The organism is Salinihabitans flavidus, from assembly GCF_900110425.1.
Classification (GTDB): Bacteria; Pseudomonadota; Alphaproteobacteria; order Rhodobacterales; family Rhodobacteraceae; genus Salinihabitans; species Salinihabitans flavidus.
This window is the reverse complement of the sequence record NZ_FODS01000001.1, coordinates 356,004-371,510: the sequence shown is the minus strand read 5'-3', so window position 1 is coordinate 371,510 and position 15,507 is coordinate 356,004. Positions and strand designations below refer to the sequence as shown.

Annotated in this window: 18 protein-coding genes; 10 read left to right on the top strand and 8 right to left on the bottom strand. The window is 57.3% G+C overall.

All coding sequences use genetic code 11. The annotated features are described in order from the left end of the window. The first annotated feature begins 32 nt into the window (after positions 1-32). The gene (locus BMW66_RS01815; protein WP_093114913.1) at positions 33-1,259 is read left to right on the top strand and encodes an MFS transporter; all 1,227 of its coding nucleotides are present in this window, start codon (positions 33-35) and stop codon (positions 1,257-1,259) included. On the opposite strand, the gene BMW66_RS01810 is transcribed toward BMW66_RS01815, so the two are convergent. From BMW66_RS01810 to BMW66_RS01800, 3 genes are read right to left on the bottom strand one after another with little or no spacing between them, the layout of a single operon-like run. Then, positions 1,256-1,840, bottom strand: a complete 585-nt coding sequence (locus BMW66_RS01810) for a Smr/MutS family protein (RefSeq protein ID WP_093114912.1) — start codon at positions 1,838-1,840, stop codon at positions 1,256-1,258. The two genes, BMW66_RS01815 and BMW66_RS01810, sit on opposite strands and share 4 nt — an antisense overlap. Next, positions 1,837-2,874 (bottom strand): murein transglycosylase A, encoded by a 1,038-nt coding sequence (gene mltA, locus BMW66_RS01805; protein ID WP_093114911.1) that lies wholly within the window; start codon positions 2,872-2,874, stop codon positions 1,837-1,839. The genes BMW66_RS01810 and mltA overlap by 4 nt, the downstream gene beginning before the upstream one ends. Further along, the gene (locus BMW66_RS01800; RefSeq protein ID WP_093114910.1) at positions 2,871-3,527 is read right to left on the bottom strand and encodes a Tim44/TimA family putative adaptor protein; all 657 of its coding nucleotides are present in this window, start codon (positions 3,525-3,527) and stop codon (positions 2,871-2,873) included. Before BMW66_RS01800 ends, mltA begins: the two co-directional genes overlap by 4 nt. Positions 3,528-3,629: 102 nt before the next feature. Here BMW66_RS01800 and BMW66_RS01795 point away from each other — a divergent pair, with 102 nt between their 5' ends. Both BMW66_RS01795 and secB read left to right on the top strand, forming a co-directional pair. After that, the gene (locus BMW66_RS01795; RefSeq protein WP_093114909.1) at positions 3,630-4,121 is read left to right on the top strand and encodes an FxsA family protein; all 492 of its coding nucleotides are present in this window, start codon (positions 3,630-3,632) and stop codon (positions 4,119-4,121) included. A 61-nt stretch (positions 4,122-4,182) separates the two neighbouring features. Further along, positions 4,183-4,689 carry a protein-export chaperone SecB gene (secB, locus tag BMW66_RS01790; RefSeq protein ID WP_093114908.1) on the top strand — a complete coding sequence of 169 codons (507 nt, stop codon included), beginning with the start codon at positions 4,183-4,185 and terminating at the stop codon, positions 4,687-4,689. 32 nt (positions 4,690-4,721) lie between these two features. Here secB and dnaQ read toward each other — a convergent pair whose 3' ends face one another. From dnaQ to BMW66_RS01770, 4 genes are read right to left on the bottom strand one after another with little or no spacing between them, the layout of a single operon-like run. Beyond that, positions 4,722-5,411: a DNA polymerase III subunit epsilon gene (dnaQ, locus tag BMW66_RS01785; protein WP_093114907.1), complete on the bottom strand. Its 690-nt coding sequence runs from the start codon at positions 5,409-5,411 to the stop codon at positions 4,722-4,724. Continuing rightward, entirely contained in the window at positions 5,404-5,997 is a 594-nt protein-coding gene (gene coaE, locus BMW66_RS01780) for a dephospho-CoA kinase (protein ID WP_093114906.1), read from the bottom strand. Before coaE ends, dnaQ begins: the two co-directional genes overlap by 8 nt. Next, positions 5,994-6,824, bottom strand: a complete 831-nt coding sequence (locus BMW66_RS01775; RefSeq protein WP_093114905.1) for a shikimate dehydrogenase — start codon at positions 6,822-6,824, stop codon at positions 5,994-5,996. Before BMW66_RS01775 ends, coaE begins: the two co-directional genes overlap by 4 nt. Continuing rightward, a complete protein-coding gene (locus BMW66_RS01770; RefSeq protein WP_093114904.1) occupies positions 6,821-7,420 on the bottom strand; it encodes a Maf family protein in 600 nt (199 codons plus the stop codon). Before BMW66_RS01770 ends, BMW66_RS01775 begins: the two co-directional genes overlap by 4 nt. A 415-nt stretch (positions 7,421-7,835) precedes the next feature. Between BMW66_RS01770 and BMW66_RS01765 the strand changes: the two genes are divergently transcribed. From BMW66_RS01765 to BMW66_RS01735, 7 genes are all read left to right on the top strand, one after another. Continuing rightward, on the top strand, positions 7,836-8,285 hold the full coding sequence (locus tag BMW66_RS01765; protein WP_093114903.1) for a CopD family protein: 450 nt from the start codon (positions 7,836-7,838) through the stop codon (positions 8,283-8,285). 118 nt (positions 8,286-8,403) lie between these two features. Continuing rightward, positions 8,404-9,675, top strand: a complete 1,272-nt coding sequence (gene rho / locus BMW66_RS01760; RefSeq protein WP_093114902.1) for a transcription termination factor Rho — start codon at positions 8,404-8,406, stop codon at positions 9,673-9,675. A 4-nt stretch (positions 9,676-9,679) separates the two neighbouring features. After that, the gene (gene mnmE / locus BMW66_RS01755; protein WP_093114901.1) at positions 9,680-10,975 is read left to right on the top strand and encodes a tRNA uridine-5-carboxymethylaminomethyl(34) synthesis GTPase MnmE; all 1,296 of its coding nucleotides are present in this window, start codon (positions 9,680-9,682) and stop codon (positions 10,973-10,975) included. Between the two features lie 12 nt (positions 10,976-10,987). Then, the gene (mnmG, locus tag BMW66_RS01750; RefSeq protein WP_093114958.1) at positions 10,988-12,850 is read left to right on the top strand and encodes a tRNA uridine-5-carboxymethylaminomethyl(34) synthesis enzyme MnmG; all 1,863 of its coding nucleotides are present in this window, start codon (positions 10,988-10,990) and stop codon (positions 12,848-12,850) included. Then, positions 12,847-13,452 (top strand): 16S rRNA (guanine(527)-N(7))-methyltransferase RsmG, encoded by a 606-nt coding sequence (rsmG, locus tag BMW66_RS01745; protein WP_093114900.1) that lies wholly within the window; start codon positions 12,847-12,849, stop codon positions 13,450-13,452. The genes mnmG and rsmG overlap by 4 nt, the downstream gene beginning before the upstream one ends. Then, the gene (locus BMW66_RS01740) at positions 13,445-14,257 is read left to right on the top strand and encodes a ParA family protein (protein WP_093114899.1); all 813 of its coding nucleotides are present in this window, start codon (positions 13,445-13,447) and stop codon (positions 14,255-14,257) included. Before rsmG ends, BMW66_RS01740 begins: the two co-directional genes overlap by 8 nt. A 12-nt stretch (positions 14,258-14,269) precedes the next feature. Further along, entirely contained in the window at positions 14,270-15,163 is an 894-nt protein-coding gene (locus BMW66_RS01735) for a ParB/RepB/Spo0J family partition protein (protein ID WP_093114898.1), read from the top strand. On the opposite strand, the gene BMW66_RS01730 is transcribed toward BMW66_RS01735, so the two are convergent. Then, positions 15,153-15,506: a YbaN family protein gene (locus tag BMW66_RS01730; protein ID WP_093114897.1), complete on the bottom strand. Its 354-nt coding sequence runs from the start codon at positions 15,504-15,506 to the stop codon at positions 15,153-15,155. The two genes, BMW66_RS01735 and BMW66_RS01730, sit on opposite strands and share 11 nt — an antisense overlap. Position 15,507 lies beyond the last annotated feature (1 nt).

The following is a 15,507-nucleotide window of genomic DNA, read 5'->3' as shown; positions in this document are numbered from 1 at the left end:
ACCCTCGGCACCATTTCGGGTAACAATGGATCATGCCTCTTCTTAATTTCCTCCGCGAAAACGCACAGTGGCTCGCGGCGGGAATGCTGCTGACGTTCCTATCGAGCTTTGGGCAGACCTTTTTCATCTCGATTTTCGCGGGCGAGATTCGCTCGACTTTTAATCTGAGCCACGGGGAATGGGGCGGAGTCTATTCCATCGGCACAATGGCATCAGCCGCGGTCATGATCTGGTCCGGTGCGTTAACCGATCAATTCCGTGTGCGGACAATTGGTGCGGTAATTTTCGCTCTTCTTGGGGTTTCCTGTCTTTTCATGGCCAATCTTTCGGCGGCCTGGTTGCTGCCGTTCGCGATTTTTTGCTTGCGTCTCACCGGGCAGGGGATGAGCAGCCATCTTGCCGTCGTCGCCATGGCGCGTTGGTTCGTGGCAACACGCGGGCGGGCGCTTTCGATCGCCATTCTGGGATTCACCTTGGGCGAAGCCGTGCTGCCTCTGCTGTTTGTATCGCTGATGAAGGTGATTGACTGGCGCTGGATCTGGGTTGGGGCTTCCGGAGTCGCCTTTCTGGGCATCCCGGTCCTTCTCATGCTTTTACGCAGGGAACGGACGCCAGCAAACCTTGCCAAGGGTGAAAGCGTCGCCGGGATGAACGGTTTGCACTGGACCCGCGGACATGCCCTGCGTCACTGGCTCTTCTGGATGATGGTTCCCGCTCTGCTTGGTCCGTCGGCCTTCAACACATCCTTCTTCTTTCATCAGGTGCACTACTCCGAGATAAAGGATGTATCCCATGTGGCGCTTGTCGCACTTTTTCCGCTCTTCTCTGCCACCTCCGTCGCGTCTATGATATTTTCCGGTTGGGCGCTGGATCGCTGGGGAACAGGTCGGCTTATTCCGTGGTCGCAGCTTCCGATGGTATTGGCCTTCTTCCTGTTTTCTCAAGCTGGTGGGGCCGGAGGGCTGATGCCGGGTCTTGTCTTGATGGGCATAAATACCGGCGCCACCGCCACGCTGACGGCGGCGTTCTGGGCAGAGTTTTACGGCACCCGCAATATCGGCGCGATCAAGGCTGTGGCGGCGGCCATCATGGTGCTGGGAACAGCGATCGGGCCGGGGCTGACCGGCGGTTTGATTGACTTTGGAATCGGGCTGGAGGTGCAATACTTTGGCGCGGCCGTCTACTTCCTTTTCACTACGGCGATCATGGCGATCGGCGTTTCGCATGCCATGCCGCTGCTGCCTGCGAGGTCCGCTTAGCGCTTGCGCAGATATACATAGTAGGCGCCGCTTCCGCCGTGTTTCTGATGGGCTTCAACGATCTGAAGCACAACACCCGCGACCGGCGGCATTGAAAGCCACTGCGGCACCTGATGCTTGATTGCGCCGCGCCTCATCGGGATTGGCCCGTCTTCGCGCGGTGTTCTGCCCTTGCCGGTGATCACAAGAACAAGCCGCTTTCCTGCTGCCTGTGCGCGAAGAATGAACCCCGTCAACGCCGGTTGCGCCTGCTCAAGGGTCATCCCGTGCAGGTCGATCCGGCCTTCCGGAACCAACCGACCACGCTTGAGTTTTCCAAACGCCTTGCGGTCCATCTGCACCGGACTTTTCTCCAGCCGTTCGGAAATTCCCGGCAAAAGGTCATGTCCAAACGCGCCGGAGAGTGACTTGGTGCCAATCTCAAAGGTCTGAAGCGGTGTGCGCGGCGCCGGGTCCGGTTTGGATCTTGATTCCGCGAAATGTGGCGCCGTGCGCCTGCGTTCGAACTGAAGCCGTTCTGCCGATTCTGTCACCTTTCGCCAGAGCGCGGCCTCGTCTTCTGTCAGTTTGCGCCGCGTCACAAGAACGCTCCCGGCAAGAGCGCATAGGCCCTCTGGATAGGCAAGAGCACGACCATGCGCCCCCCATCCTTAAGCCGTCCGGCTCGTCCACCCGCTGCATCCCCGGTACCAAAGAAGATATCGGCCCGTTGCGCCCCCTTGATGGCCGATCCGGTATCCTGCGCCACCATCAGCCGGCGCATTGGATCATCGCCCTCCTTCTCGATCCACACAGGCGCGCCCAGAGGAACGAATTCCGGGTCCACCGCAACCGACCGCATGGCTGTCACCGAACGGTTCATCGCTCCCAGTGGACCGGCATCGGCAGGTACCTGCGAAACTTCGCGGAAAAATACATAGGAGGGATTGTGACGCAAAAGCTCCGACCCCTTGAGCGGATTGCGCCGCACCCAGTTCTTGATCACTTGCGCGCTGACCTGATGGCTGCGGTAGATTCCACGCCGCACCAGCTCAACTCCGACAGAGCGATAGGAATGACCATTCGATCCGCCGTAGCCCACGCGCAAATAGCTTCCGTCGGGCAAGCGAATACGCCCCGATCCCTGAATCTGAAGGAAAAATAGCTCTACAGGATCATCGACCCAGCAAATCTCGAGTCTGCGCCCCTCCATGATCCCCGCAGTCTCGATTTCCGATCGGCTGAGCCATGTTTGCGCCGTCCGTGCCTCAGGGGGCATACGATAGACTGGGTACCGGAATCGCTCCGACGGTGTGCGTGACCCGTCTAGTTCGGGTTCGTAGTACCCGGTAAAGAGAGCCTCTTTCCCATCCTCGATCAGAACAGGACGAAAGAGCAGCTCGAAAAACTTGCGTGCATCCGAAAAATCGCGCGCCGCAGCGCAGATAGATCGCCAATCAGGCGCGTCCATATCAGGGCAGGTTTTCTGAAAAACCTCCAGAGCCTTTGTATGGTCGTCACTGGCCCACCCATTCAGGGCTTCGAACGACAGGATTGTGTAATTCATCTCTGCGGTGGCCTTGACCCCTGTCAGGGTCAAGCCAGCAACCAATAGGGCCCGCAGGGCCCGGGTCATTCGTCAGTGGCAGCAAGCAGCCAGTTCGGATCATCTGACCCCAATGTCCGGGCAAAGGTCCAGACGTCCTTCTGCCGCTTGATCTGGCTTTCGCTGCCTTCCACGAGTTCACCCTCACGATCACGCACCACATAGGTCAGTTCACCGACGAACTTCACTGTGATCTCGCCCTCCTGGGTCTCGGGATCGAACCGGGCGCTTTGAAGGGATAATTCACGCACACCGATGAACTCTGCCTTGATCGTCAGTCCCTCTTTCTCGCGCGCCTCGACAACTTCAGCGAAGGACTCGTAGACATCCTTGGCCAGGAACGGCTGAATAGATTCCATGTCTCCCTTTTCAAACCCCATGAGAATCATTTCATAGGCGCCCCGCGCCCCTTGAAGAAAATCACTCACGCCGAAACTGGGCTCTGCATCCTTCATCGCCTGAAGCGCCTTCGCGCTTTCGCTGGCCTCTGGCACATGGTCGGTAATATCTCGGTCAGGTCCTCCCTCGATCACTTCGAGATTGGGACCTTTTCGGGCACTTTGGCCCTCGGCTTGGCGCGGCGGTTCATAACCGTCGCGGCTGCCCAGTACGCTTTTCAGGCGCAGGATCAGAAACACGGCGATGCCGGCCAGCACCAGAAGCTGAAGAATGGGCGAATTCATCTGGACCTCTTGTCAGGCATGGAAACGGGCGTTTGTCGGACTTATGTAGGACACGCGCGGGATCAAGTCCACCGCGCCCTTGGATCGAAAGGAAATCAGTTCATGTGGCTTTTTCTGGCCTTTCTCATTGTGCCTCTTGTCGAAATCGCTCTTTTCATTCAGGTCGGGGGCGCCATCGGTTTGTGGCCGACGCTCGCGGTTGTGGTGGTGACAGCTATTGTTGGCACCTGGATGGTCCGCAACCAAGGCGCGCTCGCCCTCAACAAACTGCGCCGGTCTCTTAATGAACTTGACGATCCGACCGAGCCGCTTGCCCACGGCGCGATGATACTGGTCTCCGGCGCCCTTCTCCTGACACCTGGCTTCTTCACCGACGCGATCGGTTTTGCATTGCTGATCCCTCCAGTGCGTTTGGCTGTACTTGCCTACCTGCGCAAACGTGTCCGGGTTGAGAGATTTAATATGGGTCGGGGATCGCATCCCTCGGATACACCGCGCGGACCCGCCGCCGACGATGTGATCGAAGGCCAGTATACAGAAGTCGACACGAAAAAGAAACCGACCCATTCACCCTCTGAGTGGACCAGGCATTGAGGCCCTCAATTCTTCCTGCTAAACCAACAATCAAGCATTTTTACCCCTCGGGAGAGAACCAATGGCAGAGACTGAAAATGGTGCCGACAAGGCCGCCCAGCAACCACAGCTCCGGATGAATGTGGTCGCGCAGTACATCCGTGATCTGTCCTTTGAAAACGTGTTGTCGCAAAAGGGATCAAGCGGTGAGGTTCAGCCGGATGTTCAGATTCAGGTGAACCTGGATGCCAAGAAACGGCAGGTGGAGAACCAGTATGAGGTGGCGATCAAGCTGAACATTACCTCCAAGGCCAAAGACAGCGGCGATGCGCTCTTTTTGATGGAGCTCGATTATGTTGGCGTCTTCCATATTGAAGGCGTGCCGGAAGACCAGCTTCATCCCTTTCTGCTGATTGAATGCCCGCGGATGCTCTTCCCGTTCCTGCGTCGGATTGTCAGCGACATCACCCGCGATGGCGGTTATCCGCCGCTGAACCTGGAAAATATCGACTTCATGCAGCTCTACCGCCAGGAAGCGGCTCGCCGTCAGGCTCAGACTGACGAGACGGGAAAAACTGCTGACGCGTGATGGCTCAGATGCCCCGCATTAGCGGGGCGTCTTTACCTGCGCCATAGCGCGCCATCGCCAAGTTCATTCACCAATTCGCCATGGGCCGCCTCTTCCTCCGCCGTCAAGCGCGGGGGCAGAGGGGCCGTTCGAGGCTTGGGCCGCCAATCCTGTTTCACATCCACGGCTGTCTGTTCGCGTCGTCCACCGGACGACAGGCCGAAATCCGGCTGCCGACCTCCGATAAGTTCAAGATAGACCTCGGCCAGGATCTCGGAATCGAGCAACGCCCCGTGCAACGTGCGCGAGGCATTGTCGATTCCGAACCGGCGACACAGCGCATCCAGAGAAGCTGGAGAGCCCGGAAACCTCTGTTTCGCAATTGCCAGCGTGTCGATGGCTCGATCAAACGGGATCAAAGGCAACCTGACCCACTCCAGTTCGGCATTGAGAAACTTCATGTCGAAACTGGCGTTGTGAATTACCAGCTTCGCATCCCCGATAAAATCCAGAAAGCTCTGGCCGATATCTGCAAATATCGGCTTGTCGGCCAGAAACTCATCCCCAAGCCCATGCACTTCGAACGCTCCTTGCGGCATCGCGCGCCTGGGATTGATATACTGGTGATACGTTTCCCCCGTTGGCATGTAGTTATAAAGTTCCACCGCCCCGATCTCCACGATTCGGTCGCCGGTTTCGGGGTTGAAGCCCGTCGTTTCGGTATCAAGTACGATTTCACGCATCTTTCATCCCCGCCCTGATTTCCGCCACGATCTCTTGCACCTGCGACGCAGCATGATCCATCGTGTCCGTGATCACAACATGGTCCGCGCGGGCGCGTTTTTCTGCGTCGGGCATCTGTTTGGCTCGAATGGCCTCGAACTCCGCCTCGGTCATAGTGCCACGTTCCAGAACCCGCGCTTTCTGAACCTCTGGCGGGGCGGAGACACAAACCACCCCGTCCATTTCCTTGTCACCGCCGGTTTCAAAGAGAAGCGGTATATCAAAAACGATGATGTCGCTTTGCACGGTCTTGGCAAACTCTGCTCGGTCCTGCGCGACAAGCGGATGAACGATCTCTTCGATCTGGCGAAGGGCGTCGGGATTGCCAGCGATTATATCTTTCAACCGCGACCTCGAAACGCCGCCCTCGTCAATGGCATCCGGGAAGACCTCTCGCATCGGCTCCACCGCGGCCCCACCCGGTGCATAGAGGCGATGCACCGCCGCATCTGCATCCCAGACGGCGCAACCCGCATCGGCAAAGAGCGCTGCCGTGGTGGACTTTCCCATCCCGATGGAACCCGTCAAGCCAAGCCGAAACGTCATTCGAGAGCGGCCTCTCTCGCGGCCGCATCCACCTCGGGACGAACCCCGAACCATCGTTCAAATCCCGGCACGGCCTGATGCAACAACATCCCAAGTCCATCCACCGCTGTGCAGCCCATCTCTTCGGCCACTTGCAACAGGTGGGTTCTGAGCGGGCTGTAGACCAGATCTGTCACCACCGCCTCTTTCCTTAATCCATCGAGGGGAACCCGTAGTTCAGGTTTTCCCGTCATTCCCAGTGACGTCGTATTGACCACCGTCATCCCATCCTCGAGGATGTTTCCGGCCTTTACCCAATCCACCACCATGACCCGCGTGCCAAAATCCTCTCGCAGTTTTTCCGCGCGCACGCGCGTCCGGTTGGTGATGAGAATCTCCGGCACTCCCACGTCGAGAAGCGAGGCGACAACCGCCCGCGCCGCGCCTCCCGCTCCCAGAACTACGGCTGGCCCGGACTTCGGCTGCCAGTTCGGCGCATTCTGACGCAGGTTCTCCACGAAGCCATAGCCATCTGTGTTGTCAGCATGGATTTTACCATCCTTGCGAAAGATGAGCGTGTTTGCTGCCCCGATAAGCGTAGCGCGATCTGTTACCATATCGGCAAAATCAAGCACCCGTTCTTTGTGCGGAATCGTGACATTGACCCCGACGAACCCGATCCGAGGAAGAAGACCTATCACCTCACCAAGGTCGGATGTTGATACGTTCAGGGGAATATAATGCCCGGAAATTCCATATTTCCTGAGCCAGTGACCATGCAGATGCGGTGAGCGCGAATGGCCTATCGGTGTGCCGATAACCCCGGCAATCGGAGCCGCGTCTGTCATGATTTCAAATCCCCTCGAACTGTCAGGAAAGACAATATCTCAAGAAGCGGCATCCCCAACACGGTAAAATAGTCCCCCTCCACTCGCTCAAAAAGTCGCACGCCCTCCTCCTCCAGCTTGTACGCCCCGACAGACTGGCGTGCACTTTGCCAGTTTCGGGCAAGATAGTCCTCCAGATAGTCATCGGAAATCGAGCGCAACTGCATCCGTACAACACCCACGTGACGCCATATCGGCTCCGCGTCCTCGTAGATCACCGCGGCCGAAAGCAGGCGGTGTCGCTTACCCCGCATTGCCGTGAGCTGCTCGCGGGCATCCTCTAAGCTTTCCGGCTTGGCCAGAACCCGACCCTCGAATTCCAGCACCTGATCGCAGCCAAGCACCAGATTACCGGGGTTCCTGTGGCTCACCTTTCGCGCCTTTGACTCTGCCAGCGCATCGGCAATATCGCGCGGGTGTGCGTCCTCGGACTGAAGCGCAGCCCTGATCATTTCTTCATCGACCCGAGCCTTTTCGACCCGGAAGGGAACGGCAGCATTGGTGAGCATCCGGGCCCTGATCTCGGACCCCGACGCAAGAAGGAGCGGCCTGCTCATGTGGATAACCCAGTGTATGGCGGTAACGAAATCTCAAGTACCCCTTCTGTAAAATTCTGGTCAGAATAACAAGCTGCGGATCAATCGCCTGTTTCGCTACCACACTGCCGGACTTGTCCACGGTGGACAGGGAAAACCTCTGCCTCTGGCAAACTCACCTTTTTCCACAGTTATCCCCTGACATATCCACCACTGTTCTGGTAGTGTTAAGGTAGTAATATATTGATTTTAAATAATAAAACAATGTTTTCAGGATCATCCCAATTATATCCGGAAACTTGTCAGATCATCACGCACCTTGTGGAAGATTCAGCTATAATCCACTAATCCCACGCGACGGATGCCCCTACTTAATCATCATCCTTTTCTATATATCTATATTTATTTAAGAGGGTGATCTGAAAGGATCACGCCGATGACCGACCTGCTCGCGATACTCTACCCTTGGACAAAATCTCTTCACATCATGGCGGTTCTGAGCTGGATGGCGGGCCTGTTCTATCTCCCGCGCCTTTTTGTCTATCACGCAGAGCGCGCCCAAGCCGGTGATCAGCTTGATGACACGCTGAAAGTGATGGAGTACAGGCTTCTTCGCTACATCATGGGTCCGGCCAGCATCGCAACATGGATTGCTGGTCTCATGTTGGTCTTTACCCCTGGCATCGTCGATTGGTCAGCGATCTGGCCCTACACGAAAGGGGCCGGGGTCATCGCCATGACAGGGTTTCATCACTGGTTGATGATCCATCGGAAGAAATTCGAACGGAATGAAAACAACATGTCCGGGCGCAATCTGAGAATGATGAATGAGGTGCCCACCCTTCTGATGATCGTGATCGTGATATCAGTGGTTGTCCGGTTCTGATATGATTGACTCTCCGGCGGACTCTCTTTAGGAACCGCAACCAACAGGCCCGTCCGGGCCATGTGTTCTCCATGCAACGACAACACGCTCCCCTATCGGGTGGATGCAGGATACTCCCATGACAGCTGAAAAACTGACTCTGGCCGATCTCAAGGCCCATAGCCCAAAAGACCTTCTTTCCATGGCCGAGGAACTCGATGTCGAGAATGCCTCGACCATGCGCAAGGGCGAGATGATGTTCCAGATTCTCCGCGAGCGCGCGGACGAAGGCTGGGAGGTCTCGGGCGATGGTGTGCTTGAGGTGCTTCAGGACGGGTTCGGTTTCCTGCGGTCACCCGAGGCAAACTATCTTCCCGGCCCGGATGACATCTATGTGTCCCCCGACATGATCCGCAAGTATTCCCTGCGCACGGGGGATACCATTGATGGTGTCATCAAGGCGCCGGAAGAGAATGAGCGTTATTTCGGGTTGATGAGCGTCAATCTGATCAACTTCGAAGAACCGGAAAAGGCACGTCATAAGATCGCGTTCGACAACCTGACCCCGCTTTACCCAGATGAGCGTATGACGATGGAGATCGAGGATCCGACGATCAAGGATCGGTCTGCCCGGATCATCGACCTGGTCGCCCCCATCGGCAAGGGTCAACGCTCGCTTATCGTGGCACCGCCCCGGACAGGTAAAACCGTCCTGTTGCAGAATATCGCGCATAGCATCGCGGCGAACCATCCGGAGTGTTATCTTATCGTTCTTCTGATCGACGAGCGGCCGGAAGAAGTGACCGACATGCAGCGCAGCGTGAAAGGGGAGGTGATTTCCTCGACCTTTGACGAGCCGGCCTCGCGCCACGTTGCCGTATCCGAAATGGTCATCGAAAAGGCAAAACGGCTCGTGGAGCATAAACGAGATGTTGTTATTCTCCTCGATTCAATCACAAGACTTGGTAGAGCTTTCAACACAGTGGTTCCATCGTCGGGCAAGGTTTTGACTGGCGGCGTGGATGCCAACGCCCTGCAAAGACCGAAGCGATTCTTTGGCGCCGCCCGCAATATTGAGGAAGGCGGCTCTCTCACCATCATTTCCACAGCACTGATCGACACAGGAAGCCGTATGGACGAGGTGATCTTTGAAGAATTCAAGGGCACCGGCAACTCCGAGATCGTGCTTGATCGCAAGATTGCAGACAAACGAATCTTCCCGGCGATAGACATCCTGAAGTCGGGCACCCGGAAAGAGGATCTGCTGATTGAAAAGGGCGATCTTCAAAAAACATTTGTCCTGCGCCGCATCCTGAATCCCATGGGCACAACGGATGCCGTGGAATTCCTGATTTCGAAGCTCAAGCAAACCAAGACGAACGCGGAATTCTTCGATTCCATGAACACCTGAGTATATGCCTGTCACCGATACGATCTACGCTCTGGCCACGGCCCCCGGCAAGGCGGGGGTCGCTGTCGTTCGGGTGTCCGGTTCAAGGGCAGGCTATGCGGCAGAGAGGTTGGCGGGCACGCGCCCCGCGCCCCGCGTCGCATCCCTGCGTGTGCTGAAAGACTCGTCTGGACAAGAGCTTGATCGGGCGCTCGTCCTGCTTTTCCCGGAAGGGCAAAGCTTTACGGGAGAAGAGGTTCTCGAACTTCATCTTCACGGAAGTGCTGCCGTCGTGAACGCTGTTTTGCGCGCGCTTTCGGAACTACCTGACCTGAGGATGGCAGAAGCAGGGGAGTTTACGCGCCGCGCTCTCGAGAATAATCGTCTTGATCTTGCGCAGGTTGAAGGTCTGGCCGACCTGATCGATGCCGAGACAGAAGCTCAGCGCAGGCAATCCTTGCGGGTGCTGTCCGGGGAACTGGGAGAGGTCGCGGAAACCTGGCGTAAGGATCTGATTCGATCGGCGGCCCTTATCGAGGCGACAATCGATTTTGCTGACGAAGAGGTGCCGGTAGACGTCACGCCAGAGGTGTCCACGCTTCTCAAGGGCGTTCTTGACCGTCTGGCAACGGAGATTTCTGGAACCGAAATGTCGGAACGGATACGCGAGGGATTCGAAGTGGCGATAGTTGGTGCCCCGAACGTCGGAAAATCAACGCTTCTGAATGCGCTTGCGGGGCGAGACGCGGCAATTACCTCTGAATATGCCGGAACCACGCGCGATGTGATCGAGGTCAGAATGGAGCTTGGCGGGCTTCCCGTCACCCTTCTTGACACAGCGGGTCTGAGGGAAACGGAAGATGTTGTGGAAGGCATCGGGATCGAACGCGCCCGTGATCGTGCTCGGCGGGCGGACTTGCGAGTTTTCCTGATCGAAGAAGGAACGCTTCCGGATTTCACTCCGGAAGATGGCGATATCGTACTCCGAGCCAAGGCAGATAGACTTTGCGACGCGACCGATGCGGTGTCGGGAAAAACAGGGCAGGGCATCTCGGAGCTTGTTGGCCGCATTTCCGAAATCCTTTCCACCCGTGCTGCCCGTTCCGGGGTAGCCATCCGGGAACGACACCGGGTGCAAATGAGCCGAGCGGAAGATTCGCTTCGTTCGGCACAAAAGGTTCTGTCGATGGGACCCGCTCACTATGATATCGCTGCAGAAGAGCTTCGAACTGCGATTCGGGCACTTGACGCTATCGTCGGTCGGGTTGATGTCGAAAATCTGTTGGATGAGATTTTCAGCAGCTTCTGCGTAGGAAAGTGAGGGGTGTTTCACGTGAAACATTTTGATGTCATCGTTGTTGGCGGCGGTCATGCCGGCGCGGATGCCGCTCACGCCGCTGCCCGAATGGGCGCGTCCACTACGCTCCTTACGCTCAAGATGTCGGGCATCGGGGTGATGTCGTGCAATCCGGCGATTGGCGGGCTGGGAAAAGGTCATCTTGTTCGCGAGATCGACGCCCTGGATGGTGTCATGGGGCGTGTGGCGGATAAGTCCGGCATTCAGTTCCGCCTGCTCAACCGCCGCAAAGGCCCCGCGGTGCAAGGACCACGAACGCAATCGGATCGCCGGATATACCAGGAGTCCATGCTTGCGGAAATGCGGGTCCAGCCGAATCTGACCATCGTTGAAGGGGAGGCGATAGATTTCGTCATGAAGGGGGAACGCGTTGCCGGGGTCGTCCTTGGCGATGGCTCAGAGATTACCGCCTCCGCCGTGGTCCTGACCACCGGCACATTCCTTCGTGGGGTGATTCATATTGGCGACGTGTCCCGATCTGGCGGCCGCATGGGCGAGAAGGCATCCCAGAAGTTGGCGGAGCGAATCGATTGCTTTGGTCTGCCTCTTGGACGTCTTAAGACCGGAACGCCGCCACGTCTCGATGGGCGGAGCATTGATTGGGATTTGCTCGACAAGCAACCGGGCGATGATGATCCCGTGATGTTTTCCTTCCTGTCGAAAGGGCCATCGGTCCGTCAGGTGGCATGCGGCATTACCCACACGAACGAGAGAACTCACGAGATCATCCGAAAGAACCTCAACCGCTCCGCAATGTACGGGGGCCATATCGACGGGATCGGCCCTCGATATTGTCCGTCCATCGAGGACAAGGTTGTTAGATTCGCGGACAAAACCTCGCACCAGATTTTTCTGGAGCCTGAGGGGCTGGACGATTCGACGGTTTATCCAAACGGAATTTCAACGTCACTGCCAGAAGAAACCCAGCAGGAGTATGTGCGCTCGATTCGTGGTTTGGAAGGCGCGCGAATTGTTCAACCGGGTTATGCGATCGAATACGACTACGTTGATCCGCGCGCCTTGGAGTCATCTCTCGCGGTCAAGGGTGTGCCGGGTTTGTATCTGGCTGGCCAGATCAACGGAACCACGGGATATGAGGAAGCAGCGGCCCAGGGCCTGGTCGCAGGGCTGAACGCAGCGCTCACCGCGCTGGGGAGGGAACCGCATGTCTTCAGCAGGACTGACAGCTATATCGGCGTGATGATTGACGACCTGACCACGCGGGGCGTGAGCGAGCCGTACCGCATGTTCACATCCCGGGCGGAGTTTCGCCTGTCTCTGCGCGCCGACAACGCCGACCAACGCCTTACACCAACTGGTGTTGAGCTTGGCCTTGTTGCAGAGGTGCGCAAGTCCGTCTTTTCCGACAAGATGGAGCGATTGGCCGCCGGGCGTTCAATGCTCGAGTCAAAGAGCTTTAAACCAAAACAGATTGCTGCGTCCGGTATTTCGGTGAATCAGGATGGAAGCCGTCGGACGGGATTTCAGCTTCTGTCTTTCCCGGATGTGGGCTTTGACGCACTCACTGTGCTTGATCCTGAACTTGTCAGCGTCGATTCCGAAGTTCGCACCCAGCTTGAGCGCGACGCCCTTTACGCCAACTACATTGACCGTCAAAAACAGGACGTCGAACTTCTGCGCCGGGATGAAGGCTGGGCAATTCCGGAAAGCTTTGACTTCAACGCAGTTGGCGGTCTCTCTAATGAACTGAAGTCTAAGCTTTCTCAAACCCGGCCGTCGAACCTGTCTCAGGCTGGCCGCATAGACGGCATGACGCCTGCCGCTCTCACCTTGATCCTTTCGCGTCTTCGCCACGATCGGCGTAAGAGGTCAGCGTGACAGGGATCGACAATGTTTCACGTGAAACATTGGCGAGGCTGGAACGCTACGCCGCTCTTCTTCACAAATGGAATCCAACGATAAATCTCGTCTCGCGCACCTCCCTGGAGGGATTGTGGAATCGGCATATCCTGGACTCCGTTCAGCTTTTCGATCTGGCTTCGCACCCCGTCGGGCATTGGCTCGACATTGGAAGCGGGGGCGGCTTCCCTGGACTTGTCATCGCGCTGATGCGCGCTGAACGCGGATCGCCGGAACGTGTCACAATGATTGAAAGCGATCAGCGCAAGGCCACCTTTCTACGGACCGTTCTGCGAGAGACAGAACAAGAGGGAGCCGTCCTGTCAGAGCGGATCGAGGCAGCGAGCCCGCAGCGCGCCAATGTTATTTCGGCGCGGGCGGTTGCGGATTTGTCGACACTTCTGGAATATGCCGAACGGCACCTTGCGCCAGATGGCGTTTGCCTGTTTCCCAAAGGCGTCACATGGGAAAAAGAGGTGAAAGCCGCCCGCAAAACATGGTCATTCACCCTTGATGAGCGTAAAAGTCAAACAGAACCTGGCGCCGTTATCCTCAAGATCGGAGATCTTTCCCGTGTCTGATCCCACACGCCCAATCTCCCCGCGAATTATCGCCATCACGAATCAAAAGGGCGGCGTTGGCAAGACGACCTCTGCAATCAACCTGTCCGCCGCGCTGGTAGAGCAGGGGCTGCGTGTGCTCTTGGTCGATCTTGATCCACAGGGGAACGCCTCGACAGGCTTGGGGGTGGAGGCGGAAGATCGTGAGTTCTCAACCTACGAACTGCTCCTGGAAGATGGGGATCTGGCGCAGGTTATCCACGATACCAACATAGCGAACCTCTCGATCGTACCGGCGACGGTCGATCTCAGCTCTGCGGATATTGATCTGGCCTCCAATGAGAAGAGGAGCTTTCTGCTCCACGACGCGCTACGGCAGCCGGCGATGGATCAGTTCGGTTGGGACTACATATTGATTGATTGCCCTCCGTCTCTCAACTTGTTGACAGTCAATGCGCTTGTGGCGGCCCACGCTGTGCTTATTCCGCTGCAAAGCGAGTTTTTCGCGCTGGAAGGCCTGTCGCAGTTGATGCTTTCAATCCGTGAGGTACGCCAATCCGCCAACCCCGGCCTGCGGATTGAGGGCGTCGTGCTGACAATGTATGACAAGCGCAACAACCTGTCGCTACAGGTGGAACAGGACGCGCGGGACAATCTCGGCGAACTTGTCTTCGAGACGAAAATTCCCCGCAATGTCCGGGTAAGCGAGGCCCCATCCTACGCCCAGCCCGTCTTGCAATACGATTCCACCTCAAGAGGGGCAGAGGCATACCGAAGTCTTGCACGGGAACTTTTGTCCCGGCATTTGCGGTTCGCCGCACAATAAGAAGAGGGCAGAATGGCTGAAAACAAATCCAAACGTGGCCTTGGGCGGGGACTTTCGGCGCTCATGGCGGATGTGAACGAGGAACCGCGGACGGAATCCGAAACGGGCATGAAGCGGCCTGATCTGTTCATACCCATCGAGCGCATCAACCCCAACCCCGATCAGCCCCGCCGGAGCTTTACCGAGCAACAGCTACAGGAGCTCGCCGGGTCGATCCGCGAGAAGGGGATAATTCAACCTCTCATCGTGCGTCCGCACCCTTCAAGAGCGGGCGAGTTTGAAATTGTGGCAGGCGAGCGTCGCTGGCGCGCGGCGCAGATGGCAAAGCTGCATGAACTCCCGGTTCTGGTGCGCGAGTTCGACGATACCGAAGTGCTCGAAATTGCGATTATCGAGAACGTTCAGCGCGCCGACCTCAACCCTGTGGAAGAGGCGACCGGATACAAGCAGTTGATGGAGAGGTTCGGCCATACGCAGGAAAAGCTCTCCGAGGCTTTGGGCAAAAGCCGAAGCCATATCGCAAACCTGATGCGCCTTCTGCAATTACCTGACGGGGTGCAACAAATGCTCCGCGATGGCGCGCTGAGCGCCGGGCACGCACGCGCGCTGATCACATCGGACGACCCGCTAACCCTTGCCCGCAAGGTGGCGGCAGAGGGGCTTTCAGTTCGGGCAACCGAAAAGCTCGCCCAGAAGCCGAAGGGCACACCGGCACCGTCCGCGCCCAAGCCGAAGGCCGAAAAAGACGCCGACACCAAGGCGTTGGAAGGGGATCTTTCTGCCTCTCTTGGCCTGTCGGTCAGTATCGATCACAAGCCCGATGGAGAAAGCGGGCAGGTGGTAATTCGCTACAAGACGCTGGATGAGCTGGACGAAATCTGCCGAACGCTAAGCTCTACGCACTAGGCCGGGTCCAGAGAAAGATCATGACCGCACCAAGGGTCAGCGCCTGGATGATCAGGATCATCGGACGCAGGCCCATGACCACCGAAAGCGTGAATACCGCGAGAACAGAGACGGTCGCCCAGCGTTTCGCCGGAAGACTCACCGCCCCCCGCGCGCGCCAGTCAAGGATGGGCGGGCCGAAGGTCGGATGAGAGATCAGCCAGTTATGAAGTCTTTCTGATGATCGGGCGAAAAAGAACGCGGCCAGAAGAAGAAACGGAACCGTCGGTAAAAGCGGCAGGACAATCCCGATCACCGCCAGCAGGATGCAAAGTAGACCGAGAAACCCCCAGAGCCATCGCATC